The 24272-nt window shown below is 72.6% G+C and carries 21 protein-coding genes; 13 read left to right on the plus strand and 8 right to left on the minus strand.

The annotated features are described in order from the left end of the window. Nucleotides 1-162: 162 nt before the first annotated feature. From ACFPCY_RS16735 to ACFPCY_RS16745, 3 genes are all read right to left on the minus strand, one after another. Nucleotides 163-1206, minus strand: coding sequence for an S-adenosylmethionine:tRNA ribosyltransferase-isomerase (locus ACFPCY_RS16735; RefSeq protein WP_378256094.1), 1044 nt, complete (start codon nt 1204-1206; stop codon nt 163-165). A 120-nt stretch (nt 1207-1326) separates the two neighbouring features. Further along, complete coding sequence (locus ACFPCY_RS16740; RefSeq protein ID WP_378256096.1) at nt 1327-2637, minus strand: MFS transporter; 1311 nt, start codon at nt 2635-2637, stop codon at nt 1327-1329. 353 nt (nt 2638-2990) lie between these two features. After that, entirely contained in the window at nt 2991-3695 is a 705-nt protein-coding gene (locus ACFPCY_RS16745; protein WP_378256097.1) for an SDR family NAD(P)-dependent oxidoreductase, read from the minus strand. A 377-nt stretch (nt 3696-4072) separates the two neighbouring features. Between ACFPCY_RS16745 and ACFPCY_RS16750 the strand changes: the two genes are divergently transcribed. The 5 genes from ACFPCY_RS16750 (at nt 4073) to ACFPCY_RS16770 (ending at nt 9386) form a co-directional block, all read left to right on the plus strand. Next, nucleotides 4073-5569, plus strand: coding sequence for a GAF domain-containing sensor histidine kinase (locus ACFPCY_RS16750; RefSeq protein WP_378256098.1), 1497 nt, complete (start codon nt 4073-4075; stop codon nt 5567-5569). Beyond that, nucleotides 5566-6249: a response regulator gene (locus ACFPCY_RS16755; RefSeq protein WP_378256100.1), complete on the plus strand. Its 684-nt coding sequence runs from the start codon at nt 5566-5568 to the stop codon at nt 6247-6249. Before ACFPCY_RS16750 ends, ACFPCY_RS16755 begins: the two co-directional genes overlap by 4 nt. A 40-nt stretch (nt 6250-6289) precedes the next feature. Continuing rightward, nucleotides 6290-7081 (plus strand): PP2C family protein-serine/threonine phosphatase, encoded by a 792-nt coding sequence (locus tag ACFPCY_RS16760; RefSeq protein WP_378256102.1) that lies wholly within the window; start codon nt 6290-6292, stop codon nt 7079-7081. 1069 nt (nt 7082-8150) lie between these two features. Then, nucleotides 8151-8600 (plus strand): DUF2752 domain-containing protein, encoded by a 450-nt coding sequence (locus ACFPCY_RS16765; protein ID WP_378256104.1) that lies wholly within the window; start codon nt 8151-8153, stop codon nt 8598-8600. 90 nt (nt 8601-8690) lie between these two features. Continuing rightward, nucleotides 8691-9386: an RDD family protein gene (locus ACFPCY_RS16770; protein WP_378256106.1), complete on the plus strand. Its 696-nt coding sequence runs from the start codon at nt 8691-8693 to the stop codon at nt 9384-9386. A 155-nt stretch (nt 9387-9541) separates the two neighbouring features. Here ACFPCY_RS16770 and ACFPCY_RS16775 read toward each other — a convergent pair whose 3' ends face one another. Further along, nucleotides 9542-10432: a hypothetical protein gene (locus tag ACFPCY_RS16775; protein WP_378256107.1), complete on the minus strand. Its 891-nt coding sequence runs from the start codon at nt 10430-10432 to the stop codon at nt 9542-9544. An 89-nt stretch (nt 10433-10521) separates the two neighbouring features. Here ACFPCY_RS16775 and ACFPCY_RS16780 point away from each other — a divergent pair, with 89 nt between their 5' ends. The 4 genes from ACFPCY_RS16780 (at nt 10522) to ACFPCY_RS16795 (ending at nt 13911) form a co-directional block, all read left to right on the plus strand. After that, entirely contained in the window at nt 10522-11310 is a 789-nt protein-coding gene (locus ACFPCY_RS16780) for an ABC transporter ATP-binding protein (RefSeq protein WP_378256109.1), read from the plus strand. Between the two features lie 123 nt (nt 11311-11433). Then, on the plus strand, nt 11434-12720 hold the full coding sequence (locus tag ACFPCY_RS16785; RefSeq protein WP_378256110.1) for an SPFH domain-containing protein: 1287 nt from the start codon (nt 11434-11436) through the stop codon (nt 12718-12720). 104 nt (nt 12721-12824) lie between these two features. After that, nucleotides 12825-13589, plus strand: a complete 765-nt coding sequence (locus ACFPCY_RS16790; RefSeq protein WP_378256111.1) for a sulfite exporter TauE/SafE family protein — start codon at nt 12825-12827, stop codon at nt 13587-13589. A gap of 76 nt (nt 13590-13665) precedes the next feature. Further along, on the plus strand, nt 13666-13911 hold the full coding sequence (locus ACFPCY_RS16795) for a hypothetical protein (protein WP_378256112.1): 246 nt from the start codon (nt 13666-13668) through the stop codon (nt 13909-13911). Between the two features lie 49 nt (nt 13912-13960). On the opposite strand, the gene ACFPCY_RS16800 is transcribed toward ACFPCY_RS16795, so the two are convergent. Continuing rightward, nucleotides 13961-14473 (minus strand): MarR family winged helix-turn-helix transcriptional regulator, encoded by a 513-nt coding sequence (locus tag ACFPCY_RS16800; RefSeq protein ID WP_378256114.1) that lies wholly within the window; start codon nt 14471-14473, stop codon nt 13961-13963. 74 nt (nt 14474-14547) lie between these two features. Between ACFPCY_RS16800 and ACFPCY_RS16805 the strand changes: the two genes are divergently transcribed. Continuing rightward, on the plus strand, nt 14548-15243 hold the full coding sequence (locus ACFPCY_RS16805) for a hypothetical protein (protein ID WP_378256116.1): 696 nt from the start codon (nt 14548-14550) through the stop codon (nt 15241-15243). Nucleotides 15244-15475: 232 nt separating this feature from the next. Here ACFPCY_RS16805 and ACFPCY_RS16810 read toward each other — a convergent pair whose 3' ends face one another. Together ACFPCY_RS16810 and ACFPCY_RS16815 are read right to left on the minus strand one after the other, a co-directional pair. Beyond that, nucleotides 15476-16396, minus strand: a complete 921-nt coding sequence (locus ACFPCY_RS16810) for a Rieske (2Fe-2S) protein (protein WP_378256118.1) — start codon at nt 16394-16396, stop codon at nt 15476-15478. A 536-nt stretch (nt 16397-16932) separates the two neighbouring features. Next, nucleotides 16933-19218: a molybdopterin-dependent oxidoreductase gene (locus ACFPCY_RS16815; RefSeq protein ID WP_378256119.1), complete on the minus strand. Its 2286-nt coding sequence runs from the start codon at nt 19216-19218 to the stop codon at nt 16933-16935. Between the two features lie 573 nt (nt 19219-19791). Between ACFPCY_RS16815 and ACFPCY_RS16820 the strand changes: the two genes are divergently transcribed. The 3 genes from ACFPCY_RS16820 to ACFPCY_RS16830 all read left to right on the plus strand — a co-directional run bounded on the left by ACFPCY_RS16820 (nt 19792) and on the right by ACFPCY_RS16830 (nt 22612). Then, the gene (locus ACFPCY_RS16820) at nt 19792-20241 is read left to right on the plus strand and encodes an NfeD family protein (protein ID WP_378256450.1); all 450 of its coding nucleotides are present in this window, start codon (nt 19792-19794) and stop codon (nt 20239-20241) included. Continuing rightward, nucleotides 20238-21314, plus strand: coding sequence for an SPFH domain-containing protein (locus tag ACFPCY_RS16825; protein WP_378256121.1), 1077 nt, complete (start codon nt 20238-20240; stop codon nt 21312-21314). The genes ACFPCY_RS16820 and ACFPCY_RS16825 overlap by 4 nt, the downstream gene beginning before the upstream one ends. Nucleotides 21315-21565: 251 nt before the next feature. Further along, nucleotides 21566-22612: an alpha/beta hydrolase gene (locus ACFPCY_RS16830; RefSeq protein WP_378256122.1), complete on the plus strand. Its 1047-nt coding sequence runs from the start codon at nt 21566-21568 to the stop codon at nt 22610-22612. Nucleotides 22613-22790: 178 nt separating this feature from the next. Here ACFPCY_RS16830 and ACFPCY_RS16835 read toward each other — a convergent pair whose 3' ends face one another. Next, the gene (locus ACFPCY_RS16835; protein ID WP_378256123.1) at nt 22791-24251 is read right to left on the minus strand and encodes a catalase; all 1461 of its coding nucleotides are present in this window, start codon (nt 24249-24251) and stop codon (nt 22791-22793) included. Nucleotides 24252-24272 lie beyond the last annotated feature (21 nt).

Below are 24272 nucleotides of genomic sequence, written 5' to 3' on the forward strand. Positions count from 1 at the left end.
TGCTCACCACGGTACCGGCCCCGCGGCGGACGCGTCTGTGACGTCCACCATGCGGACGCCGAGCGTTCACGGCCCCCACCGCAGCGCGGTGGCCGGGGTTCACCGAACCCGGCCGCGCCCGCGGCCACGGCCCTGAAATGGCCGTTTTGCCAGGTCGAGGGCTCAGTCCGCCATGATCAGGTTGAGGTCCCCGAACTCGTGCCAGAGGTAGCGCTCGTCCAGGGCGGCGGCGTAGAGGGACGAGAGCAGGGGGCGTCCGGCGATCGCGGTCAGCATCATCAGGTGGGACGACCGCGGCTCGTGCAGGCCGGTGAGCAGGCCGTCCACGGCCGCGACGCCGCGCTCGGGGGTGACGACGTGCTCGGTCCAGCCGGAGAGCGGGCCGCCCGCCGCGACCGTCTCCAGGGCCCGGACGACCGTGGTGCCGACGGCGACGACGCGTCCGCCCCGGTTCCGGACGTGCCGGGTCAGCTCCCACGTCGGCTCCGGGACGCGGTAGCGCTCGGCGTACGGCGGCTCGTGCGCCTCGGGGGACGCGACGCCGGTGTGCAGGGTCAGCGGCGCGATCAGGACGCCGCGCGAGACCAGCCCGGTGACCAGTTCGGGCGTGAACGGACGGGCCGCGCTCGGCATCTCGGCGCCGCCGTCGTCCCGGTCGAACGCGAACGCGGTCTGGTAGGCGGCCGTCGGCCAGTCCCGCCGGACGTACCCGTAGCGGATCGGGACGCCGTTGCGGCGCAGGTAGGGCACCACGTCGGTGCTGAGCCGTGCGTGCCACAGCCGGTCGGTGTGGCGCCGGACGAGGGTCAGGGTCGCGCCGTCCGGCATCGGGATCCACTCGCCGGGGCAGCCGCCGTCGTACGGCAGGCTGCCCTTTCCCGACCGCTGCCGCAGCTCGACGAGCCAGTCCCGGTCGGCGCCGGTTCCGCCTCCGCCGCGACCGGTTCCGTCGGGGACGGGGGTGGAGAAGTGGACGGCGAGCCGGTCCAGCCGGACGGCCGCGGGCAGCGTGGCGGACGTGTTGACCACCAGCAGGTCCCCGGGCCGCAGCTGGGCGGGCAGGTCACGGAAGTCGTGGTGGCTCACCTCGCCGGTCGCGACCCGTCCGACCAGGAGCCGGACGCCGTCCCGGGTCCGGCCGCGCGCCTCGGGCGGCTCGTGCGCTTCCAGGTCGGTCGGCAGGACGAAATCGAGAGTTTCGGTCATGACGAACTCCAGAGTCGGCCCCCGGCGACCGGAGACCGGAAGAGGGAAGGATGCGCCCGTTTCGTCCCGCCCCGGACAGGCGCCGGGGCGGAACCGATCGCTCGGGGAAGCGAACGCTTGCTAGGAGGTGGTGGAACGGGTGGTGAGGCGGGTGGCGGCGAGGACGCCCACGGCCGCCAGGGCGGTCAGCAGGACGCCCGCGACCGCCAGCCCCGTGCCCATCCGGTCGGTGCCGAGGGCCGCGACCAGGGCGCCCGACGCGCCGACGAAGAGCGACGAGCCGAGGTTGTCGGCGATCTGGAGGGACGCGGAGTTGACGCCCTGCTCGTCCTCGGGGGAGTCGTTCAGCATCAGCACGCTGAGGCTGCCGATCGCGAAGCCCATGCCGGCGCCGCCGAGGACCCAGGCGGGCGCGGCGGCCCAGCCGCTGACCTGCACCGCGACGGCCGCGGCGGCGATCCCGGCGGTGACCAGCACCGCGCCGAGCCGGACGAAGAACTGCCGGGGCCGCCTGGACCGTCCCTGGACCTGCGACGCCGCCGACCAGCCGAGCCCGCCGAGGGTCAGCACGACGCCCGCCTCGGCGGGGCTGAACTTGTGCAGGCTGGTCAGCGCGAGCGGGATGAACACGTCCATGCCGAAGAACGCGCCGGACAGCATCCCGCGCACCAGGACCACGCTCGGCAGGCCGCGGCGGAACCGCATCGTCCCGGCGGGCAGCATTTTCGGCAGACCGAAACCGAGCGCGACCAGCCCGGCCGCCACGCCGACGACGAGGACGAGGCCGGGATGCTGGAGGCCGTACAGCAGCACCCCCGCGCCGCCCGCGACGGCGACCGCCGCCACGTAGCGGGACGGCTTGGTCCGCGCCGGGGGCCGCTCGGCGGGCCGCATGTCCCGCAGCGCGGGCACCAGCAACGCCGCCGCCGGCACGACCAGCGGGATCAGCCCGAGGAACACCCAGCGCCAGCCCGCGTGCTGCGCGACGATCCCGCCGATCGCCGGCCCGATCAGCGAGGGCAGCACCCACGCGGCCGACAGCGCGGCGAACACGCGCGGCCGCAGCTCCTCCGGGTAGACGCGGGCGATCAGCACGTACACCGCGACCATCGCGACGCCCACGCCGAGGCCCTGCAGCGTGCGCGCCCCGATGAAGGTCCACATGGTGGGCGCGGCCCCGGCCACGGCGAGCCCCGCGACGAACAGCGCCAGCCCCGCCAGCAGCGGACGCGCCGGACCGGAACGGTCCACCCAGCCGCCCGCCAGCACCGTGGTCAGCAGGCTCGCGATCAGCGTCGCGCTGAACCCCCATCCGTAGAGCGACAGCCCGTGCAGGTCGCGCGCCGTCAGCGGCATGACCGTCCCGACCGCCATCGCCTCGAACGCGAGCAGCGTCACGACCAGCACGATGCCGAGCGTCGGCAGCAGCATCCGCCCGCTCCACACCCCGCCCGGTGACGCGTCGGAAACCCCGTCCGCAGGCGGATCGACGACACCCGCCGAGGAGACCGCGGCAACCGCATCCTGGGCAGGCGAAGTCCCGTCGGCCGCGTCCGGGACACCCGCGACTGGGGCAGACGGGATCGGAGCAGGCTCGTTCGGAACAGGCTCGTTCGGAGCAGGCTCGTTCGGGGCAGGCTCGTTCGGGGCGGGCTCGTTCGGGGCGGGCTCGTTCGGGGCGGGCGAGGTTGGGGTTGCTGCGTCCGGGGCGTCGGCGGTCTCGTACGGGTCGACGAGGGACGCGTCGGACGGTTCGGAGGGGGTGTCGGGTTCCAGCACGGTCGTCATTGTCCGGTGCCTTCCGGATGCGCGGCCGGTGCCAGGTCGTCTGCCCGGTAGCGGCCACTGGGCCTGCGGTCGGAGATCAGGGCGCGCAGCGCGGCGGCGGTCCGCTCGGGCGGCGGCGCGGCGTCGGCGTCCTCGCCCGCCGCGCGGAGCATGTCCGTGCTCATCTCGCCCGGATCGACGCACCAGACGGCGAGATCGGGCTCCTCGGCGGCGAGGACGTTGGACAGCTGGTCCAGGGCGGCCTTCGTGGAGCCGTAGCCGCCCCACGTCTCGTAGCCCTCGACCGCCGCGTCCGAGGTGATGTTCAGGACGGCCCCGCGGCGCTCGCGCAGGCCCGGCAGGAACGCCTGGACGAGCGCCAGCGGCGCCAGGACGTTCGTCCGGAACGCGGCTTCGAGCTCGTCCAGCGGCTGGTCGGCGAGGCGCGGCAGCGGCGTCGTGCCGAGCGTGCTCGCGTTGTTCACGAGCAGGTCGATGCCGCCCGCCTCCTCGACGGCCCGGACGAGCGCTGCGCGGTGCGCGGGGTCCGTCACGTCTCCCGGGACGGCGACGGCGTTCGGACCGAGGTCGGCGGCGGCCTTCGCGAGCTCGCCGGCCGAACGGGCATCGACGACGACCGTCCAGCCGTCGCGGGTCAGCTCTGCGGCGAGGGCGCGCCCCAACCCCCTGGACGCTCCGGTGATCAGTGCGGTCTTCGTCATGCCCAAACGCTATTTCGGCTGCCCGCGCGGCACATCGGCCGCGCGGGCGCGGGGCGTCAGCCCTTGGTCCTAGGGCTCACGGCCGGTTTCACCGGTTCGGCCGGTACGCCACCACGACGGCGTCCTCCGCGCTCGGTCACCGGCAGGTGATGACGGTGCGACGAAGCCCTCGATCGCCGGATCATGGAAGGGCCGTCCGCGGCTCTACCGCCGGTGGGGGAGCGGGGCGGGGCGGCTCTCGTCCCAGCGGACGACCGGTGGGTGGCAGGGCCCGGCCCGTGGGCTGATTCGCGCCGTGCCGTCCAGCGAGTACGGTCTTCACAGGTGGACGCACGGGCGCCCGCCGAAGACGGGTGAAGGGCCGGGGCGAACCGGTGATGCGGGCATCGGACGCGGATCGCGCGGACGTGCGGAGCGGCGAGGAGGCCGCGCTGCACGCCGTGAGCTCCGCCGTGCTCGCCGTCACCCGGCACCTGTCGGTGCGTGAGGTGCTCCAGGTGATCGTCCGGGCCGCCGCGCAGCTGCTGGACGCCCGCTACGCCGCGTTGGGCGTCCCCGACGACGAGGGCTCGTTCGCCGAGTTCGTGGTCGAAGGCGTCAGCGACGCCCAGTGGGAGAAGATCGGCCCGCTGCCCCGCCAGCACGGCATGCTCGCCGCGATGCTCCGCGACAACGCGCCCAAACGCCTCTCCGACATCCGCCGCGAGCCCGAATTCGAGGGCTGGCCCGCCGCCCACCCCGTCCTGAAGGACTTCCTGGGCGTCCCGATCCGCGACGGCGACCAGGTCCTGGGCATCCTCTTCCTGGCCAACCGCCGCCACCCGCCCCGAGCCGCGTCCACACCCGAACCCGAGGCCCTCCCCACCCTGGAGGACGCCGCGCTTGGGGCTGGCGAGCGTGCGGAGGGGGCGCGGGGGTTTGGTGAGGGCGCGGGTGGGGAGCGTGGGTTCAGCGAGCGTGATCAAGAGCTGTTGACGCTGTTCGCGGCGCACGCGGCGATCGCGATCACGAACGCGCGGTTGTACGAGACGAACCGGGAGCTGACCGTAGTCGCGGAACGGAATCGGCTGGCGCGCGAGCTGCACGACGCCGTCGCGCAGAAGCTGTTCTCGCTGCGGCTCACCGCGCGGGCGGCGTCCGCGCTGGCCGAGCGCGATCCGGCCCGCGCCGTCCAGGAGCTCGACCAGGTCGAGCGGCTCGCCGCGGACGCGCTCGCCGAGCTCCGCGCGGTCATCTTCGAACTGCGTCCCGCCGACCTCGCGGACGGACTCGCCGCCTCCTTGCGCAAGCACGCCGAGGTCTTGGACCGTGCCTACGACGCGCGCGTGGTCTGCGAGGCGGACGGCGCCGTCGATCTCGACGAGGAGCAGGAGCTCGTGCTGTTCCGCATCGCGCAGGAGGCGCTCTACAACGCGCTGCGACACGCCGGGGCGCGCACCGTCCGCATCCGCCTCGCGAGCGGCCCGGACGCCGTGACCTTGGAGATCGCGGACGACGGCGTCGGCTTCACGCAGGACGCCCCGAACGCGGCCACCGAGCCCGCCCGGCCCTCACCCACCCCGGCCGGCCGCGGCTCCTCTGAAACCGCGTCAGCCGGCACCGGTCCGTCCGCCGCTACGTCGCCCGGCACGGACTCGTCCAGTGCCACGTCGGTCCGCACTGGCTCGTCCGGGATCGGACCATTCGGCGTCGCGGCGTCCGGCGGCGTGGCGTCGGGAAGCGGGACGGGCGGGGGCGACACGCCCGGGAACAACGGATCCAACGGTCTCGGACTGGTCTCGATGCGGGACCGCGCGTTCTCGATCGGGGGCACACTGTCGATCGACACCGCGCCCGGCCGGGGGACGGTGGTACGAGTGGAGGTGGCCCGTTGAGCGGCGCCGGGAACGGATCGGCGGCGGGCGCCGCGATCCGGGTGCTCATCGCCGACGATCATCCGGTCGTCCGGCAGGGGCTGCGCACGTACCTGGGGATCCAGGACGACATCGAGGTCGTCGGCGAGGCGGTGGACGGCGTCGAGGCGGTGTCCATGGCCGAGCGGCTGGAGCCCGATATCGTGCTCATGGACCTGAAGATGCCGGGCGCGGGCGGGCTGGCCGCGCTCACCGAACTGCGTGCTCGCGGGGTCGCGGCGAGGGTGCTGGTGCTCACCAGCGTCACCGAGCGGGGCCACGTACTGCCGGCAGTTCAGGCGGGCGCGGCTGGGTATCTGTACAAGGACGTCGACCCGCGGGCGCTCGTCCAGGCGATCCGAGCGGTCCACGACGGACACGTGCTGTTCGCGCCGGACGCGGCCGAGGCCGTGCTGGGCGCGGACGCGACCGGCGGGAACGGACGGCACGACGACCGCGGCCTGGCCGCGCTGACCGACAGGGAGCGTGAGGTGCTCGTGCAGATCGCGCGGGGCAGGTCGAACCGGGAGATCGCACGCGTCCTGGCGGTCTCCGAGAAGACGGTCAAGACGCACGTCAGTAATCTGCTCATGAAACTGGGAGTACAGGATCGGACGCAGGCCGCGCTGTACGCCGTCCGGCACGGCCTGGTCGCGGACTGATAGAACAACTTCCACTGACAGGATCGTCATCGAAAACGGTATGAACGTAGCAATCAGGTACGCAGCAGGCAGCGACATCGGATGCAGCCGGGAGAACAACGAGGACTCCGGCTTCGCCGGGGCGCGGCTGATCGCGGTGGCGGACGGTATGGGCGGCTACGCGGGCGGCGAGGTGGCCTCCTCGACCGTCATCGGATCGCTGCGCTCACTGGACGCCGAAGCCCCCGTCGAGGACCTCGTCCAGGCGCTCGGCCGCGCCGTCGCCGAGGCCAACGAGAAGCTCCGCATCGTGCGCGAGGAACGCCCCGACCTGTCCCGGATGGGCACCACGCTCACCGCCATGCTGTGGGACGGCACGCGCGTCGCCCTCGCCCACATCGGCGACTCGCGCGGCTACCTGCTGCGCGACAACGAGCTGTTCCAGATCACCCAGGACCACACGATGGACGAGCTGCTCAAGGCCGAGGCCGAGCAGTCCGGCCAGACGGCGGACCCGGCCGAGACGTCCCGGCTGTCGCACGTCCTCTACCGCGTCCTCGACGGACGCGAGGACCGCGAGCCCGACCTCCGCCTCCGCGAGGCCCGCCTGGGCGACCGCTACCTCCTCTGCTCGGACGGCCTGTCCAACGTCGTCGACCCGCAGACGACCTACGAGGTCCTCGCCGCCGAGCCGGACCCGTCCCGCGCCGTCCACCGCCTCATCGGCCTGGCCCGCGACGGCGGCGGCCCCGACAACATCACCGCCGTAGTGGCCGACGTCGTGGAAGCCGACCACCTCGCCGCCACCCCACCCCCGGCCCCCCTGACCGTGGGCGCCGCCGCCAACTCCTGACTCTCACCACCCCCCCAACCCGCCCCACCGCGCCACGCGCCGCCCCACGCGCGCAATCCCCCCACGCCGCGCCACCCGCGCCACCGCGCGAACGCGCCCCGCGCTAACGCGCCCCGCGCAACCGCGCCCCGCGCACCGCGCCCCGCGCGCCCTGCCCTCGCGCACCGTGCCCCGCGCCCCGCGCCGCAAGCCACACCCGCACGCCGCGCCGACCGCCCCCCGCGTAAACGCGCCTGCCTCGCGCCCCAAAGCAGCCGCGCCCCGCCGACCGAACCGCGCGTACGCCTTGCTGTCGCGGCACCTGCCGCACATCCCGTGCGACACTTCACATCCATCGCTGCACCCGCGCCCCGCCGCGAGCCGCGCCCGCACGCCGCGCTACCGCGCCTCGCATAAACACGCCCGCCGCCCCGCTCCTGCCGCGTCACCACGCTCGTCGCGCCCCGCTGTGTCGCCGAGCTCAACGTCCTGCTCCTGCCGGGCCACCGCGCTCGTCGTGCCGCGTTCGTCGTGCCGCGTTCGTCGTGCCGCGTTCGTCGCGCCGCGTTCGTCGCGCCGCGTTCGTTGCGCCGTGGCCGTCGTTGCCGCGGCCGGCGCGCCGCCATGTTCGCCGCGCCGCGCCGGTTATCCGCGTCTGCCGCGCTTCTTGTGCTGGGTCGCGCGTGTTGGGTCGCACGCCTGCCTTGCCGTAGGCGTGCTGGGGAGAGCTCGTGCTGCGACTCGTTGCTGCGCGTAGTGGTCCGCGTCCTTTGGACGTGGTGGCCGTGAGGGTTTCCCGTGGCGGGGTTCGGGGGGTTTACCTTGGGGTTTGGGGGATTTTGGGGTGGGGTGTGGGGGGTGCGTACGTTCTGTTACGCTGTCCGACCGGTTGCGGGCTGACCTGCTACGTCCTATCCCGGCAATCGCGCACTCCGTTGGGGCGAAATGTCCTACCCTGCTGCCAGGGTGGGGATGGTCAAGCGCCAGGTAACGGTCGCATCGCGGATACCTGTCCTGGCTTGACCCACCTCGGGGTGGACCCGGTATACGGGTCACCTGAACGTAAGTGTCATCGAGGCGGAGGAAATCGGTGGGGGGAACGACCGGCCCGACGGTCACCGGCGCGCCGCACGGCGCGCTCGGCGGCATGGTCGACCGGAGCCTCGTCGCCGCTCGTCGCGGTCCCCTGGGCGTCGCCCTGCGGGTCGCGGCCATGGCCACGGCGGCGGTCGCCGCGGCCTGGGTCCACCGCGTCCACGACCCCGGCGTGCTCTGTCCCCTCCGGACGCTCACCGGGATCCCGTGCCCCCTGTGCGGGGGCACCACCGCGTTCATCGAGCTCGGTGCCGGCCGTCCCGGCCACGCCGTGCTCGCCAACCCGGTGGCGCTCACCGGAGCCGTGGCGTTGGCCCTGGCTCCGCTCGGGCTGGGAGCCCGGTGGTGGGAGCTGGCCCCGGAGACCCGACGGCGGGTCCTCGGCGCCGCACTCGTGGCCTCGGAGCTCTGGCAGCTCGTCAGGCTCGGCGTCCTGCGGGTCTGAGCAGGCGTCCGTCGTCGGCCAGATCCGTGGAGCCCTCCAGGTCCGGCGGACGTCACAAACACCACAGGGTCAATCAATCAAGGAGCGAGTGTGGGCAACCCCTACGACCCGTACGGCCAGCAGCAGCCGGGGTACGGCCAGCAGCCCGGTTACGGGCAGCAGCCTCCGGCGCAGCCCGGTTACGGCCAGCAGCCGGGTTACGGCCAGCAGCCTCCGGCGCAGCCGGGCTACGGCCAGCAGCCCGGATACGGCCAGCAGCCCGGTTATGGGCAGCAGCCTCCGGCGCAGCCCGGTTACGGCCAGCAGCCCGGGTATGGCCAGCAGCCCGCCGCCTACGGACAGCAGCAGTACTACGGTGGCGCGCCCGCCGGTGGCGGCCAGCTCGCCGAGTGGGGTTCCCGCGTCGGCGCGACCTTCATCGACGGCCTCATCCTCGGTGTCCCCGTCGGCATCGTCTACTTCATCGCCATCGCCCTGGCGTCGAAGGTCGCGGTGCTCGGCCTCCTGCTCATGCTGGTGGTCTGGCTGGGCGCCCTCGGCGTCGGCCTCTGGTTCATCTACCAGGAGGGCACCACGGGCCAGACGATCGGCAAGCGCCAGATGGGCATCAAGCTCGTCAGCGCCGACACCGGCCAGCCGATCGGTTTCGGCATGGCGTTCCTGCGCCGCATCTGCCACGCCGCCGACACCTTCGCCTGCTACGTCGGCTACCTGTGGCCGCTGTGGGACGAGCGCAAGCAGACCTTCGCCGACAAGATCGTCAACACGCTCGTCGTCCGGGCCTGATCCCACGGCAGCCGTTCGCGGGGCGTCCTCTTCGGAGGCGCCCCGCTTCGCGTTTCCCATCGCATTGCGCGGTCGGCCGGCGTCCACCCGTGTTTCGGGCCCGGTCAGCCCGCTTGCGTTTCGCGTGTGGCCGTAGTGGGGCCTGGCGTCGAGGGTCAGCGGTCGGGGACGGGGTCGAAGACGCTGTCGCAGGCGGCGATCATGGCGCGGCGGACGGCGCGGTCGAGGAGGCGGAGGGCCTCGTCGCGGCGGCGCATCTGCGGGGCGTCCAGGCCGCGGGCCTCCAGGCGGCGCGCGAGCCGGACCACCGTCGCGAGGTGGACGGCGCGGGCCGCGGTCCGCTGGGCGCGCGGCGGATAGCCGGGGGCGAGCGGCGGCTCGTCCGCCCCCGCCGAGCGCAGGCTCATCAGCTCGTCCGCGATCTCCGGCGGGACGGATGAGACGTCGCTCACGGTGAGCAGCGCCTCGGTGGCCTCGCGCATCGCGAGGGTGAGGTCGCGGTCGGCCTCCGGCAGGGACGGCACGTCGGGACGTCCGGGGGACGCCGGGGCGAGCTCCCAGAGCACGCCCGCGTAGGACGAGCCGCGCCGGTCCTCGCGCGGGACGAGCCCGACCGCGCGGTCGGCGAGGACGGCGACCACGGCGGAACCCGCCGCGATCGCGGCGCGGTTGAAGGCGGGCGGGCCGGTCAGCCCGAGCGGGTCGCCCGGGACCGGCATCGCCAGCCGGAGCGAGGTCATCCCCTCCACCCGCAACTCGCCGAGCGCGCGACGAAGCGGCATGTCTTCGGAAACTCCGGGCAGCGCGAGCCCGGCGTGCAGCCCGGACGACCCGGACGGCCCGGACGGCCCGGACGGCGAGGACGGGGTGTCCGGTACGTCCGCCGTCGCCGGGGACATGCCCACGACCTGCGGACCCGCGGCCCGCTCGACGGCGTCCACGGCCTCGTCCAGACCAACGTGTCCGGCCAGCCAGGCGTTCCCCCACGCGGTGAGCGCGGTCGCCGCGTCGCCCGTCGAGCTCGTTCGATCAGCGCCTGCGTCCATGCCGACCACCATAAGCGCTGCGAATCGCATAGGTTCTTTGTTGCGAATCGGATCGCCTGAGAACGCGAGATTGGGGACAAAGGCGCGCGATGGCCGGCGAGGTACTGCAACTCCGGGGAGTCGGCGTCAGGCGCGAGGGGGCCACCCTGCTGCGCGACGTGACGTGGACGGTTAACGAGAACGAGCGTTGGGTGGTCGTGGGGCCGAACGGGGCGGGCAAGACCACGCTGCTCCAGATCGCCGCCGCGCTGCTGCATCCCACCGAGGGTTCGGTGGAGATCCTGGAGGAGGAGCTCGGCCGCACCGACGTGTTCGAGCTGCGTCCCCGCATCGGGTTCGCGAGCGTCGCGGTCGCGGAGAAGGTCCCGGCCGGGGAGACCGTCCTCGACGTGGTCCTGACCGGCTCGTACGCGATCCTCGGCCGGTGGCAGGAGGAGTACGAGTCCACCGACCTCGCGCGCGCGATCGAGCTGCTGGACACGCTCGGCTGCTCCGACCTGATCAAGCGCCGCTTCGCGACGCTCTCCGAGGGCGAGCGCAAGCGCGTGCAGATCGCGCGGGCGCTGATGCCCGACCCCGAGCTGCTCCTGCTGGACGAGCCCGCCGCCGGGCTCGACCTGGGCGGACGCGAGGACCTGGTGCGCCGGCTCGGCGTCCTCGCGAACGATCCGGCCGCGCCGACGACCGTGATGGTCACCCATCACGTCGAGGAGGTCCCGGAGGGGTTCACGCACGCGCTGCTCCTGCGCAAGGGCGAGATCGTGGCGTCCGGCAAGGTGGACGAGGTGTTCACGCCCGAGCACCTGACCGAGTGCTTCGGCGTGCCCCTGAGCATCGACCGGCAGAACGGCCGCTGGTACGCCCGCGCCGCCTACTGACGCCGCCCCCGCGGGAGCTGAGGCCGGGGCCGAACCCGGCGCGGGGGGCGAGGCGGGGCCGGGGTTGGGGGCCGGGCGAATCGCCCCCTGTTCCTCCGGGATGACCCGACTTACCATCCAGGAGTGAGCGCCACGCTGATCCTGGCCGTCGTCGTCATCGCGGTGGGCGGGCTGCTGCTGTACCGCTCGGTGCGGATCGTCCCGCAGGCCATGGCCTACATCGTCGAGCGGCTGGGCCGCTACGACCGGACCATGCCCGCCGGGCTCAACATGGTCGTCCCGTTCATGGACCAGATCCGCAACCGCGTGGACCTGCGCGAGCAGGTGGTGCCGTTCGTGCCGCAGGCGGTGATCACGTCGGAGAACCTGGTGGTCAGCATCGACACGGTGCTGTACTACCAGGTCACCGACGCGAAGGCCGCGACCTACGAGGTGTCGGACTTCCTCAGCGCGATCGAGCAGCTCACCGCCACCACGCTGCGCAACATCATCGGCGGCATGGACCTGGAGCGCACCCTCACCTCCCGCGAGGAGATCAACTCCGAGCTGCGCGGCGTGCTGGACGAGGCGACCGGCAAATGGGGCATCCGGGTCAACCGGGTCGAGTTGAAGGCCGTCGACCCGCCGGACTCCATCAAGGACGCCATGGAGAAGCAGACGCGCGCGGACCGGGACAAGCGCGCGTCCATCCTCACCGCCGAAGGCCAGAAGCAAGCGGCGATCCTCACGGCGGAAGGCGAACGGACCTCGGCCGTCTTGCGCGCGCGAGGCGAGGCCGAGGCGGTCGTGCTGTCGGCCGAGGCGGACGCCAAGGCCCAGGCGACGCGGGCGCGCGGGCAGGCGCAGGCCATCGCGACGGTGTTCAAGGCCATTCACGACGGACGTCCCGACCAGCGACTCCTCGCCTACCAGTACCTCCAGACGCTCCCGAAGATCGCCGAGGGGAGCGCGAACAAGGTCTGGGTCGTCCCCGCCGAGATGGCCCGCGCCCTCGACCACCTGGGCGGCTTCTTCAACGGACGACTTCCGGCGGACGAGCCCAACGAGTCCCCCGAACCAGGCGCCGCCCCTACCTCGCCGAGCGAGTTCACGCCGTCGAGTGGCTTCACCCCGCCGAGCGAATTCGCCGGGCCGAGCGCGTCAGGCGGGTTCGCCGGGCCGAGCCCGTCAGGCGGATTCGCCGGGCCTAGCGCATCAGGCGGGTTCGCCGGGCCGGGTGGTTCCGGCGCATCCGGCTCGTCTGGCTCGTCTGGCGCGGCTGGCACGCCCGGCGCTTCGGCGTCCGGAGGGTATCCGCGCTCGGACGCCGGGACGTCCGCTGCGGCGCCAGGCGCCGAGGACGACGAGCCGGGCAACGGCGTCTCCCCCCGCCGTCCCGACGAGGACGACTTCCGCCCGTACAACCGCTGAGCGACGTCTCAGCATGTGGGCGAACGACCCCGCCCCATCCGGTCATCTCGGCCTTCCCTAGCATCGGGGGATCGCAGGACTCCGGATCATGGGACGGGACGATCGTGAATGTGCTGGACGCGGCCGCGGTGTTCGCCGCGGGAGTCGCCGCGGGCGGGATCAACACCGTGGTGGGCTCCGGCTCGCTCATCACGTTCCCGACGATGGTGGCCCTCGGCTTCGCGCCCGTGACGGCGAACGTCTCGAACAACATCGGCCTCGTCCCGGGCTCGGTCACCGGCGCGTACGGGTACCGGGACAAGCTCAAGGGGCAGCGGGCGCGGCTGCTGCGGCTCGGCAGCGCGTCCGCGCTCGGCGCGGCGGTCGGCGCGTTGCTGCTGCTGGCGCTGCCCGCCACGGCGTTCAAGGTGATCGTCCCGGTGCTGATCGTCATCGCGCTGGTGCTCGTGGTGTTCCAGCCGCGCCTGCAGGGCTACCTGCGCGCGCGCGAGATGCAGCGCGAGCACGGCGGCCCGATGCTGTGGTCCGGGGTGTTCGGCGCGGGCATGTACGGCGGCTACTTCGGCGCGGCGCAGGGGATCGTCCTGATCGGCCTGCTCGGCACCGCGCTGAACGAGGACCTGCAGCGCGTCAACGCCGCGAAAAATGTTCTGTCCGCGCTGGTCAACGGCGTCGCGGCGGTCGTGTTCATCGGCTCCTGGGCGCTCGGGCGGACCGACATCGACTGGCTCGCCGTGCTGCTCATCGCGTGCGGCTCGACGGTGGGCGGCCTGATCGGCGCGAAGGTCGGCCAGCGGATCCCCCCGACCGTGCTGCGCGGCGTCATCGTGGTCGTCGGGCTCGTCGCGCTCTACAAGTTCCTGGCCTGACCTGCGGTTTCGACGGTTGCGGACCCCTTGATCCGGGTAAAAGTCGAATATACGTTCGACTGTGCGAGGGGTGCTCATGAAGGGCGACAGGGTCGAGATCGTCATCGACGCGGGCGGCGAGGGCGTCCGCACCTACGAGGTCGCCGCGACCCGCGCCGGACGCCGCGTGGAGATCGCCAACCGCCGCGGCGTCGTCGAGGTCAGCGAGGTCACCCGCACCGGAACCCCCGTCCGGACGGCCCGCTTCATGGCGAGCCGCGTCCTGGCGCTCGTCGAATACCCCATCGCGGACGACCAGGCCGAACCACCCGCTGCTTCCTGACGCGCCTCAAGGCTTTTCGGCGGGCGCGGGCTGTGAGTGCGCCGCGCGGTCATCGGGTGCGGACGGAGCGATAGCCGGGATGGACGCCCGGCACGAGTCCGTGATCTTCGGCGATGCGCCTGAGGAGGCTGGTGAGCTGCCGGTGTTCCTCGGGTGAGAGGGGAGAGACCAGGTCCTTCTCGTGCTCGATCGCGAGGGGGATCAGCTCGTTCAGGAGGGATTCGCCCGCCTCGGTGAGGTAGAGGGCGTGGAGGCGGCGATCGTCCGGATTGCGCCGCCGTTCGACCAGGCCGCGCTGCTCCATCGTGTCCACGAACGGGACGAAACGGCTCGGCGGCATGCCCAGGCGGTCCGCGAGTTCGCGCTGGCTGCCGCCCGGCCGCGCCTTGAGCATGCGCAGCAGCCCTGCCTGGGGCGGCGTCAGGTCCAGGACCTTGATCCGCTCGGCGAAGACCCCCGCGGCGTGCGCCCCCAACTGTGCCAGCAGGAACGCCGCTCCGACGGGTGGGCCGCCCTCGGACTCGGTGGCCGCCGGGGCGGGACGGGACTCGTTCGTGGTCATGCCTGAGATCATACTCGCTTGACAATCGTTCAATTCTGTAATCATTCTGGAAGAGAACGAAATGAGGAGTTGACATGACCACCGCGTCTCACCCCGCCGTCCCGGCCGCCCCGCGGCGCCGCCACCCGCAACTCGGGCCGCCGCTGCTCGTCCCCGTCCTGGTCTATGTGGCGCTGACCATCGCTTATGTCGCGGTCAACGCGTCCACGCCGCAGCCGACCGCATCCGGAGCGGACGTGCTCCGGCACGATCTGGACCATGCCCCACAGATCAAGGTCGGCGCCTTCCTGCTGGTCGCCTCGGCGACGCCGCTCGCCGTCAGCGCCGCCGTCCTCTCCCGGCGGCTGCGCGCGCTGGGCATCACCGCGCCGGGTGGTGCGATCACCCTGATCGGTGGCGCGCTCGCCGCGTCCGCGCTGGCCCTTTCGGGCATGTTCGCGTGGACGGGCGCGCGCCTGGCGTCCGACGCGAGCCCCGCGCTGGCCCGCGCCCTCGCCGATCTGTCCTTCGCGACGGGCGGGCCGGGCTTCTCGGCGACGTGCGCGCTGCTGATCGCGGGCGTCTCCGTGCCCGGGCTGCTCGGCCGTCTGCTGCCGCGTCCGGTCGCCGTCCTCGGCCTGGCGATCGCCGTGGTCGGGGCGCTGTCGTCACTGACCTTCGCGGTCTATGGCTTCACTTACCTGGTTCCGGTCGTCCGATTCGGCGGGACGCTCTGGCTCATCGCCACCGCGGCGCTCCTGCCCCGCACCCGCGTCCGCTCTCACGAGTGACGGTGAGGGCACGCCGGACTGGGACGGCTTCGTCCCGCGCGTGGGGAGCCGAGCGGCACGCGAGCTGCTCGGCTTCGTGCTGTCACTCAGGGCGATAGCCGGGCTGACGTTCTGAAGGACGGACGGCCTTTCCGGACAAGCCGTCTCGTCCCGACGGAAAGCGCGGATCCGGCCAGTGCCGGACCCGCGGGTTCGCGTCGAGCGATAGAACGGCCAGTCGGCAGATCGCCGGTCAGGAGAGCGGCCGGACCTGGACAGTGCCCTCGTCGCTCACGCGGGTCTCGAAGGCGGGCTGGCGGCCGGTGGCCGGGCCGTGCACGACCGAGCCGTCCGCCACGCGGAAGGTGCTGCCGTGCCAGGGGCACACGACGCAGGTGTCGCCGTCGTCGTCGACGGTGATGCGGCCCTGGTGGAGCGGCCCGGCGAGGTGGCTGCACCGGTCGGCGAGGACGTGCACGTCGTCGTCCTCGCGCAGCACGAACAGGCTGATGTAGCCCAGCGTTCGGCGGACGGGCCAGCCGTCGGGCAGGTCGGCGATGGGGCACAGGTCGTGCCAGCCGAGCGGGACGAGGTGGGAGACCTGGTCCGCGTGGTTGGCCCCGGCGGCCTGCCGGAAGGCGAGATGTCCGCCGAGATAGCCGCCGGCGAGCAGGGCGCCGAGACCGGCGAAGCCCAGGGCGCGACCCGCGCCGTACCGGCCGCGTAGGCGTGCGACCAGCGACGCGCCGTACAGGACGCTCGCGGTGGCCGTCCCCATGGCGTGGACGAGCCCGACCCGCTGCTGCTCGCGGTGGAGCGCGGACCAGTCGGCGAGGCCGGTCAGCGCGGTCGGCACGGCGCCGGCCAGCCCGGCCGCCACCAGGGCGGACGACGCGCGTTCGGTGCCGGGGATCAGGTCGAGGACGGCCGAGGACATCCAGCAGCCCATCGGCAGGTCCGTGAGCGGGGGATGCGCCGGATGCCCGACCGGGACGCCGTGGAGCGCGTCCTTGACGGGGCCCGGGGGCAGCGCCCGCTGGACTCCGCCGGATATCACCCGGATGGCGCGGTCCAGGACGCCCGCCTGTTCGAGGCCCTCCGCCATGTCCAGCGGATGCGGCCTGACCTGCGGCCGGGGGCCGCGCCGGAAGATGCTGCTCGCCCGTCGGTTCAAGGTCGTCCCTCCTCGGGTGCGTGCCTCCGATCCGGTTCCGGACGGATCCGGTTCCGGAAGGCTCCGGTTCCCGACGGCCGAAACAGGACGCTCGTTCGCGACCCTAGCCGCCGCCCCGTCCGCGCGGCCACCCCAGGTGAGCGGCCGGACGGACCCGACCCGCGCCGTCACGTTCCGCCACGGCGGGCCGTCCATGCCGAGGGATACCTACCAGTGAGTAGGAGTCCCTAAACACGTCTACGGACATCCACTACCCCTCTGAGAGGGGTCAACCACCCTGGGTGAGGCGAGTGGGCCAAACCGGTCCAAAACCAGCCTCCGCCCCGGGCCGGTCGAGCACTCGAAGAAATCCGGAACAGCCCCCCAACGTTCCGTGGCCGCCGGACGTTTTACAGGGGTGAGGACGACGGCGAAGACGGCTGAGCCCGACGAAGGGGCTGAGGCGGAGCGGGAAGGAGCCGAGCTGACCAAGCAGGTGAAGGCGAGCAGGAGTCGGCGAGGACAAGAGACAGGGTGAAGGTGAGCGGAAGCGAGAACTAGCCGGAAGCGGATGACGACGGTGAAGCGGATGAGGCCGACGGGGAGACGGAAGAGAGCGAGGGGGAGTCCGCCGCTCGCAGGGGAGTCAGGGTGACGGGCACGCCGTTGAAGGCGGCGTTGCCGGAGAGGGGGTCGATGAACTGGTCGTCGGTGATCGCGTTGACGCTGACGCCGGGATCGGTGGCGGCGACGCGGGCGCGCGTGCCGGGCAGGCCGTGACCCCAGCCGTGCGGGAGGCTGACGACGCCGGGCATGACGGTGTCGGTGGGGGCGGCGACGGCCTCGACCGTGCCCGTGCGGGACGTCACGCGGACGAGCGTGCCCTCGGCGATGCCGAGGCGGTCGGCGTCGGCCGGGTTCAGTTGCAGCGTGCAGGTGTTGGAGCCGCCGCGTAGCTGCGGGACGTTGTGGAGCCAGCTGTTGTTCGAGCGCAGTTGCCTGCGCCCGATCAGTACGAGGTCGGCGGGCGGCGCGTCCAGGGCGGCGGCGAGCCGGTCGGTGTCGGCGGCGAACGCGGGCGGGCACAGCTCGATCCGTCCGGACGCGGTGCACAGCACCTCGTCCAGGCGCGGCTTCAGCGGCCCGAGGTCGATACCGTGCCGGTGCTCGTCACGCAGCCGCGCGAGGGTCAGGCCGGACGGGTCGGCGCCGAAACCCTCGCCGTACGGGCCGAGCCGCAGCATCATGTCGAGCCGCTGCTCGGTGAGGGACGAGCCGCTGGCGAGCTCCTTGCGCAGCTCGACGGGATCGCGGCCGTACACCGGCGAGCCGGGCGCGGCGACGGCCCGGCCGAGCGTGGTCATGATGACCAGCTCGTCCAGGTCCGCCGTCGAGGCGTCGGTCCCGGCGGCGATCGTCGCGAGCCGCGCGATGATCTCCGTTTCGGCCGGACGGCCGTCCGGGAGCGGCACGGCCGGCGGCGAGTACCGCGCGTAGTCGCGCACGGCGAACGCCAGCAGGGCGACGTCGTAGTGCGGAGTCTGCGCGGGGCGCGGAGGCGGCAGCAAGACGTGCGCGTGCCGGGTCGTCTCGTTCAGGTACGGGTCGACGCTGACCACGAGGTCGAGCGAGGGAAGGAGGCGATCCAGACGGGCCCCGTCCGGAGCGGACAGCACCGGGTTGCCGCCCACCGTGATCAGCGCGCGGATCTGCCCCTCGCCGGGCGTCTCGATCTCGTCCGCGAGGGTCGCGACGGGCAGCTCGCCCATGGTCTCGGGCAGCCCGCGCACGCGGCTGCGCCAGCGGCCCGTCGTGAACGGACGCCGCTTCCGGTACACCGCCAGGTGCGCGGGGCGCGGGAACATCGCGCCGCCCGGGCGATCCAGGTTGCCGGTGAGGATGTTCAGCACGTCCACGAGCCAGCTCGCGAGCGTGCCGAACTCCTGCGTGCATGTGCCGATCCGTCCGTACACGGCAGCATGTTCGGCAGCGGCCAGCTCGTGGGCGATCCGGCGGATCACCTCGGCCGGCACGCCCGTGACCGGCGCGACCCGCTCGGGCGAGAACCCGACGGCGATCGCGCGCAGCTCGTCCAGGCCGTTGAGCGGCAACCCCTCGGGGATACTCGTCAGCTCCTCGGCGAACAGCGTGTGGACGAGCGCCATCAGCAGATGCGCGTCGGTGCCGGGCCGGACGAACAGGTGCTCGTCCGCCAGGGACGCCGTGCGCGTCCGGCGCGGGTCCACGACCACGACCCGTCCGCCGCGCGCCCGGATCGCCTTCAGCCGTCCGCCGAAATCGGGCGCCGAGCAGAGCGACCCGTTCGACTCCAGCGGGTTCGCCCCGAGCATCAGCAGGTACCCGGTGCGGTCGAGGTCGGGCACCGGGACAGCGAGCGGGTCCCCGAACAGGTGCCCGCAGCTCACATGCTTCGGCATCTGGTCGGCGGTGCTGGCGGTGTACACGTTCCGGGTGCCCAGCGCCTTGATCAGCGCCGACCCGTAGAGCGGCCCGGCCACCGAGTGCGCGGTCGGGTTCCCGATGTAGATCGCCACCGCGTCCCGCCCGTACCGCGCGATCACCCCGCTCAGCTCGTCCCGGACGGCCTCGAACGCCTCGTCCCACCCGACCGGAACCCCGCGAACCAGCGGCGCGTCCAGCCGATCCGGATCGCCGTCGAGCGCCCCGAGCGTGGCGCCCTTGGGACACAGGAACCCCGCGCTCAGCGGATCATCCCGATCCCCCCGCACGCCGGTGATCCCGCCCGCCTCATCCAGCGTCAGCTCCAACCCGCACAGAGCCTCACAAAGCGGACACGTCCGCCACGCCCTCCGGCTGCCCATGGCCGCCACCCCTCGTCGCCGACACCGCCCTCATGATGACCCGCCCCCACCCTCCACCGCCACCAACACCCCCCATCCACCGCCCCGCCCCCGACCCACTCACCCCCACCCCGCAATCCCTCCCCGCACCGTGCCGCGTCATGGAACGCAGGGCGCCGCACGGTGGCGCGCTACGCCGCGCCGCACTTGTGCTGCACCGTGCTGCGCCATGGGACGCAGGGCCCCGCACGGTGGCGCGCTGCGCCGCGCTGCGCCGCGCCGCACTGTGCTGCGCCGTGCCGCGCCATGGCACGCAGGGCGTCGCACGGTGGCGCGCTACGCCGCGCGGCACGGTGCCGCGGCCGCGGCGGGACGGGGGTGTAGCAGGCTGCACTGTGCTGGGCCGCGCTGCGTCGCCTCGCGGCTTTGCTGGGCTTGGGGGCTGCTGTTTCGGGGCGTGGGGGGCGGCGCTGGGGGGTGGGCGTGTTGGGGCTGGATGGGGTTCGGGGCGGGGGTCAGGGGATTCGTTGAGCGGGGGTGGGAGCGGAGTTAACGTGAAAGGAGGACATCGACCGCCTCTGGGAGATGACGCGGATGGAGGCGTGGGTCGGCTGGTTGCTGGTCGCGGCGTTGCTCGGGGTCGCCGAGGTGCTGACGCTCACGCTCGCGCTCGGGTTGCTGGCGGTGGCGGCGCTGGCGGCCGGGTTGACGGCTGCGGCCGGGCTTCCGGTGCTGGTGCAAGGGGCCGTGTTCGGGTTGTTCGCGGTCGGCGGGGTCGGGGTGGTGCGGCCGATCGCGCGGCGGCACATCCGGCAGCCTCCGGCGCTGCGGTCGGGGACGGCGGCGCTGGTGGGGCGCGAGGCGGTGACGCTCACCGAGGTCAGCCGGGCGGGCGGGCGCGCGCGGATCGGGGGCGAGGAGTGGACGGCCCGTCCGTACGATCCCGACCTGGTCATTCCCGCCGGGGCCGTCGCTGACGTGCTCGCCATCGAGGGGGCGACGGCGCTGCTCTATCCGGTGCGGATTCCGGAGGTGGAGGCATGACCGATATCGCCATCGCGCTGCTGGTGGTGCTGCTCGCGGGGGTGGCGGTGCTCGTCACCGCGACCATGCGGACGGTCTGGATCATCCCGCAGGCGCGAGCGAGGAACGTGGAGCGGCTCGGGCGCTACCACCGGACGCTGGAGCCGGGCATCAGCTTCGTGGTGCCGTTCGTGGACCGGGTGAAGGCGCTGATCGACCTGCGCGAGCAGGTCGTGTCGTTCAAGGCGCAGCCGGTGATCACCGAGGACAACGTGGTGGTGCACATCGACACCGTGCTGTTCTTCCAGGTCACCGACCCGCGCGCGGCGGACTACGAGATCGTGAACTACATCAAGGCGATCGAGCAGCTGACCGCGACGACGCTGCGGAACGTGATCGGCACGCTGGACCTGGAGGCCACGCTGACCTCCCGGGACCGGATCAACACCGCGCTGCGCGGCGTGCTGGACGACGCGTCCGGCAAGTGGGGCATCCGCGTCACCCGCGTGGAGATCAAGGCGATCGAGCCGCCGGCGTCCATCAAGGACGCCATGGAGAAGCAGATGCGCGCCGAGCGGGAGAAGCGCGCGGCGATCCTCACGGCGGAGGGCGCGCGGCAGGCCAAGATCCTCACGGCGGAGGGGGAGAAGCAGGCCGCGATCCTGCGGGCGGAAGGCGGCAAGCAGTCCGCGATCCTGGAGGCCGAGGGGCAGGCCACCGCCATCCACAAGGTGTTCACGGCCGTCCACCGCGCCGACCCGGACCCGAAGCTCCTCGCCTACCAGTACCTCCAGACGCTGCCGAAGCTCGCCGAGGGGCAGAACAGCACTTTCTGGATCATTCCGGGCGAGGTCACCTCGGCGCTGGAGGCCGTCAAGCGGGCCTTCGGCGGCGGCATGACCTCGACGGAGGCGAAGCCCGCTTCCGAGGAGACCGGGGACGAGGGTGTCTCCGGTGGGGGCCAAGGCGGTCGGGCTTTGGACGTGGCCGGACAGGAAGCGCGGGATGCGCTCAGTGCGGCTGAGGAGGAGGCTCGGTCCGCGCTCGACGAAACCGAGCGACGGCCTGCGCTTGATGCGCCCGTTGAGCGGTGAGCGCGCCTCCTGAGCGCTGTCCTTGGTCTCTCGGTGTGGCGGACGTCCGAGAGTGGGTGCCGCTGAGGAGCGCGGGACGTGAGGGTGTTTCAAGTAGTTGCTGTTTCGGGCGGCGAGAATTGGCAGGTTTTCTAGTGCCCTGAACGGCCGGGGTCGCTATCGTCACGCTGGCCGCGTCCGGTATCGGACGGGGTGCCAACCCCGTTTTCGGGCTTCGCGGTGCGGGCCCGTCCAGGTATCGGAGCGTGAACATGCCGCGTGGCCGTCGGTGGCGCCGGGGAGCCGGTGCGCTGGCCGGAACGTCGCTCGTCCTGGCCGCTGGGCTGGTGGCTCCTGCCGACGCCGGCGCGTCCGGCGGGCTGCGCCGCGCGGACACCGGGGCGGCGATCGTGGCGCAGAAGCGGGTGGACGCGCGGACGTTCGACGTGTCCGTCCGGTCGCCCTCGCTGCGGCAGACCGTGAAGGTGCGCGTGATCACTCCGGCCGGGTGGTCGCGGACGTCCGCGCGGACGTGGCCGGTGCTGTACGCCTACCACGGCGGCGCGGACCACTACGAGTCGTGGACGCGCAGCACGGACGTCGAGAAGGTCGCGTCAGGCTGGGACGCGATGGTCGTCATGCCCGAGGGCGGCCTGGACGGGTCGTACACCGACTGGTTCAACTACGGGAAGGGCGGGTCGCCCAAGTGGGAGACCTTCCACACCCGCGAGGTCACGCAGCTGATGGAGCGGAACTTCCGCGCCGGGACGAACCGGGCCGCGATGGGCATCTCGTCCGGCGGGCAGGGCGCGCTCACCTACGCGGCGCGGCACAAGGGGTTGTTCAAGTACGCGGCGTCCTTCAGCGGGATCGTGCATCTGACGCAGCCCGGCATCCCCGCGGTGCTGATGTTCCTCGGGTACGCGTTCGGTCCGAAGGGCGACGACCCGTTCCGCATCTGGGGTCCGCCGAGCGGCGACATGTCCAACTGGAAGGCGCACGACCCGTACCTCCTGGCGAACAACCTGCGCGGCGTCGGGCTGTACCTGTCGTCCGGGACGACCGGTGAGCCCGGGCCGCTCGACCCGCCGTTCAAGGACTGGGACTACGTCAAGATGCGGCTCGCGGGCGGGGTCAGCGAGCAGACGGCGGGCTCGACCAACGTCTCGCTCGCCGCGCGTCTTCGGCAGCTCAAGATCCCGGCGACGACGCACCTCTACGGCAACGGCTGGCACCAGTGGGCCTACTGGCAGATCGAGATGCACTCGGCCTGGCCCCTGATGATGCGTGCCATCGGCGCGCACAAGGTCGCTTCCTAGCACGCAGAAGCGCGGGCTCCATACGGAACCCGCGCTCTCGCGCCGATCAGGCGGCGTCGCAGTTGAGGCCGACCGGCGTGCTCCTGCTGCTCAGGCGGCGTCGCCGTTGACGCCGACCGGCGCTCTCCTGCTGGGCAGGAGGCGGCGCTGTTGACGCCGACCCGCGCTCTCGCGCCGATCAGGCGGCGTCGTTGACGCCCAGGCCCTTGGCGACGCGGTCGCCCAGGTCCTTGTGGACGTTGCGCCAGTACTCCACGACGCGCTTCTTGGTGTCGGCGGTGACCTCCGGGGCGGAGGCGTGGCCGACGATGTTGGTGACCATGTGGTCGCGGTCGGTGTCGGACAGGACCTTCTCCCACAGCGCGCGCGGCTGCGCGTAGTCGTCGTCCTCCCGGTGCGGCTCGTAGGCGTGCCGGACGATCTCGCCCGCGACCCCGTAGGACTCGCCGGCCCAGACGGACGGGTCGGCCGCGACCGGGCCGCCCGCCGAGTTCGGCGCGTACACCGGGTCGGACGGGTTCCGGTACGTCATCGGCCCGTCGAAGTTGTAGGAGTGGACCGGGTTCTTCGGCTGGTTGACCGGGAGCTGGAGGTAGTTCGGGCCGATGCGGTAGCGGTGCGCGTCCGGGTAGGAGAACAGGCGGCCCTGGAGCATCTTGTCCGGGGACGGCCCGATGCCCGGCACGAACGCGGACGGCTCGAACGACGCCTGCTCGATCTCGGCGAAGTAGTTCTCCGGGTTCCGGTTCAGCGTCCACCGCCCGATGGTGATCTCGGGGTAGTCCTCGTGCGGCCACACCTTGGTGAGGTCGAACGGGTTGAACCGGTAGTCGGCGGCCTCCTCGAACGGCATGATCTGCACGTTCACCGTCCAGGACGGGTGGTCGCCGCGGTCGATCGCGGTCCGCAGGTCGCGGATGTGCAGGTCCGGGTCGGCGGCCTGCGCGGCCTTGGCCTCGGCGTCGGTGAAGTTCCGGATGCCCTGGTCGGTCTTGAAGTGGTACTTCACCCAGAACTTCTCGCCGGCCGCGTTGTACCAGAGGAACGTGTGCGAGCCGAAGCCGTGCATGTGCCGCCACGACTGCGGGGTGCCGCGGTCGGTCATCAGCAGCGAGACCTGGTGGGCGGACTCGGGGGACAGCGTCCAGAAGTCCCACTGCATGTTGTTGTCGTGCAGGTGGGTGTCCGCGCGGCGCTTCTGGCTGTGGATGAAGTCGCTGAACTTCTGCGGGTCGCGGATGAAGAAGACCGGCGTGTTGTTGCCGACGAGGTCGTAGTTGCCGTCCTCGGTGTAGAACTTCATCGCGAAGCCGCGCGGGTCGCGCTGGGTGTCGGGCGCGCCGAGCTCGCCCGCGACCGTCGAGAACCGCACCAGGGACTCGGTGCGCGCGCCCTTCTGGAACAGCTTGGCCTTGGTGAACTGGCTGACGTCCTCGGTGATCTCCAGGACGCCGTACGCGCCGCCGCCCTTGGCGTGCACCACCCGCTCCGGGACCCGTTCGCGGTTGAAGTGCGCCATCTTCTGGATCAGGTAGTGGTCCTGGAGCAGCAGCGGGCCGTTCGGCCCCACGGACTGCGAGTGCTCCAGGCTCGGCGCCGGGTTGCCGCCGTCGGTGGTCGCGATGCGCTTGTCGGACATGGGCGCGGTCTCTCCTTGCTC

Source organism: Actinomadura gamaensis, from assembly GCF_042652125.1.
In the GTDB taxonomy this organism is placed as follows: Bacteria; Actinomycetota; Actinomycetes; order Streptosporangiales; family Streptosporangiaceae; genus Spirillospora; species Spirillospora gamaensis.

Coding starts and splice junctions, on each gene's coding strand:
- ACFPCY_RS16735 (WP_378256094.1), bottom strand. CDS start 1,206: ATGACCGAAACTCTCGATTTCGTCCTGCCGACCGACCTGGAAGCGCAC.
- ACFPCY_RS16740 (WP_378256096.1), bottom strand. CDS start 2,637: ATGCTGCTGCCGACGCTCGGCATCGTGCTGGTCGTGACGCTGCTCGCG.
- ACFPCY_RS16745 (WP_378256097.1), bottom strand. CDS start 3,695: ATGACGAAGACCGCACTGATCACCGGAGCGTCCAGGGGGTTGGGGCGC.
- ACFPCY_RS16750 (WP_378256098.1), top strand. CDS start 4,073: ATGCGGGCATCGGACGCGGATCGCGCGGACGTGCGGAGCGGCGAGGAG.
- ACFPCY_RS16760 (WP_378256102.1), top strand. CDS start 6,290: ATGAACGTAGCAATCAGGTACGCAGCAGGCAGCGACATCGGATGCAGC.
- ACFPCY_RS16775 (WP_378256107.1), bottom strand. CDS start 10,432: ATGGACGCAGGCGCTGATCGAACGAGCTCGACGGGCGACGCGGCGACC.
- ACFPCY_RS16780 (WP_378256109.1), top strand. CDS start 10,522: ATGGCCGGCGAGGTACTGCAACTCCGGGGAGTCGGCGTCAGGCGCGAG.
- ACFPCY_RS16795 (WP_378256112.1), top strand. CDS start 13,666: ATGAAGGGCGACAGGGTCGAGATCGTCATCGACGCGGGCGGCGAGGGC.
- ACFPCY_RS16800 (WP_378256114.1), bottom strand. CDS start 14,473: ATGACCACGAACGAGTCCCGTCCCGCCCCGGCGGCCACCGAGTCCGAG.
- ACFPCY_RS16805 (WP_378256116.1), top strand. CDS start 14,548: ATGACCACCGCGTCTCACCCCGCCGTCCCGGCCGCCCCGCGGCGCCGC.
- ACFPCY_RS16815 (WP_378256119.1), bottom strand. CDS start 19,218: ATGGGCAGCCGGAGGGCGTGGCGGACGTGTCCGCTTTGTGAGGCTCTG.
- ACFPCY_RS16820 (WP_378256450.1), top strand. CDS start 19,792: ATGGAGGCGTGGGTCGGCTGGTTGCTGGTCGCGGCGTTGCTCGGGGTC.
- ACFPCY_RS16825 (WP_378256121.1), top strand. CDS start 20,238: ATGACCGATATCGCCATCGCGCTGCTGGTGGTGCTGCTCGCGGGGGTG.
- ACFPCY_RS16830 (WP_378256122.1), top strand. CDS start 21,566: ATGCCGCGTGGCCGTCGGTGGCGCCGGGGAGCCGGTGCGCTGGCCGGA.
- ACFPCY_RS16835 (WP_378256123.1), bottom strand. CDS start 24,251: ATGTCCGACAAGCGCATCGCGACCACCGACGGCGGCAACCCGGCGCCG.